This window comes from Streptomyces colwelliae (assembly GCF_048158785.1).
In the GTDB taxonomy this organism is placed as follows: domain Bacteria; phylum Actinomycetota; class Actinomycetes; order Streptomycetales; family Streptomycetaceae; genus Streptomyces.
In genome coordinates this window covers 1-1,753 of record NZ_JBLTJC010000755.1, presented here as the reverse complement: position 1 = coordinate 1,753, position 1,753 = coordinate 1, and the positions used below count along the sequence as shown (strand labels likewise).

At 72.5% G+C, this 1,753-nt stretch carries 2 protein-coding genes; both read right to left on the bottom strand.

Translation table 11 applies throughout. The annotated features are described in order from the left end of the window. A partial coding sequence (locus tag ACNFOC_RS54020; protein WP_416966261.1) for a hypothetical protein occupies positions 1 to 590 on the bottom strand: 590 nt, incomplete at its 3' end. Next, the gene (locus ACNFOC_RS54015) at positions 587 to 1,624 is read right to left on the bottom strand and encodes a hypothetical protein (protein ID WP_416966260.1); all 1,038 of its coding nucleotides are present in this window, start codon (positions 1,622 to 1,624) and stop codon (positions 587 to 589) included. The genes ACNFOC_RS54015 and ACNFOC_RS54020, both read right to left, overlap by 4 nt. Between the last annotated feature and the right edge of the window lie 129 nt (positions 1,625 to 1,753).

The following is a 1,753-nucleotide window of genomic DNA, read 5'->3' as shown; positions in this document are numbered from 1 at the left end:
GCCCGATGACCGACGATCTTCACCGAAGTCACCTGCCGGCGACCAGCACGAGCATCCCGATGCCCACGCACACCAACCTTGTGACCAGCAACTTCAGCCTGCACAGCTCCCGATGAGCCATCGCACCCCACCTGGATGCGTTCGCCGCGGAGGTAGACGGACGGCCGTACGGTCTCCAGGACCACCTCGTGGGGCAGTCCCGGTTTCTCCTCGAACGCCAGGGCCTCCACGGACAGCCCGGGGTCGAACGGCATGCCGTCGTGGTCCTGGATCTCCAGGCCGTCGTCGGCGAGCGCTTGACGGCTCGCGTCGACCTGGCGGCGGACCTGCCGCAGATCGGCCGCCGACAGGGCGCCGTCGTCCTGGTCGAGCTTGCGCAGGGCCCGCCAGATACCGGTGGCGGCCCTCAGCAGTGCGCCGGTTCCGGCACCCTCGTCCGGAGCCCCCGCCGTGGCCGCGGCCGCCTCCGCGAGCACGTCCGTGACCCACTCGGCCTGGGCGGCGTCGAGGAAGGGCGGCGGGACGCGGAACTCGGGCGGGTGCCTCAACTGGCCGAGCGCGGCGCGTAGTCGGTGGTTCCGGGCGGTCACCGGTGGCTCCCTCGGCCGGTGCCGGTCCGCCCCCGTAGGCGCCACATCCAGAAGGCCACGCCGCAGATGAGGGCCCCGGCCGGCACGAGGGCGATGCCGCCCGCCGACCCGAGCCCGAGGGCGAACACCACGACGGCCAACCCGAGGGTCACCACGATGACCCGCGCGCACCCCGTGCCCCCACGGTCGCCGCGGAACGGCCCGGACCCTCCCGGTCCGGGATGTGTGAACTGGTCGTGGATGACACGCCAGTTGGCCTCGATCGCCTGCGCGTCGCGTTCCGGGGTGATCTCGTACGCCTTGTCCGCGAGTTCGAGGAGTGTCCTGCGCTGCGCCTCGCCCGGCGGCCTGAGCAGGTGGTGCCGCTGGAGCGCCACCGCGAGGTTGTTGAGGCTCACGGCGACGGCGTGCCGGGCCTCGTCGTGCCGCCAGTCCGGGAGGAACGTGCGGAAGTCGCCCAAGTCCTCGTAGGCGGGGACGACTTCGCGCAACAGGACGCGGGCGGCGTCGGCGTACTGCGTGGTGTTCTGAAGGGCCACCGCGGACCGCACGCCGTCGCTGATCCGCTCGGTCCGCTCCTCCACCATCCCCTCGAAGAGCTCGAAGAAGAGCCCGGAGAAGGCCTGTTGCTCCACCCAGCCCGCGCACACCGTGGCGAGCCGTCCCCGGAAGGCGGGGTCGGCGGCGAGTTCCGTGAACGGGGACACGAGCAGCCGGGGCAGCGCGGCGAGGAAGTCGTCCGCCGTGTGCGCGGCGAGCCGCGGATCGTCCAGGGCCCCGATGCGGTGGGCGATGTGCGCCCGCAGCTCCGGACGCCCCAGCAGCCGTCCCCAGGTCTTCGCCGCGTGCGCCCACAGCGGTCCGCGACGCCCCACGGGCACATCGCCGTGCCCGGCCTCCGTCTCCAGCGCCAGGGCGTGGACCCGCACCGCCGCGTCATGATCGATGTGCAGCGACCGGGGGCAGCCGCACCCCAGGTCCAACTCGCCCCACCGGCACAGCAGTTCGTCCACCAGCCGCCGCCGCTCCGCCATAGGCCATCCGACCGCCAGTGTCGCATTCGCACAGGTGGGACGGCGTGCGAGGTGCCTTGACGAGGCACGACGTGTTCACGACCATGACGGGGCCCGACCGGGCCGTGCAAAGGGGCTGATTCCATGACA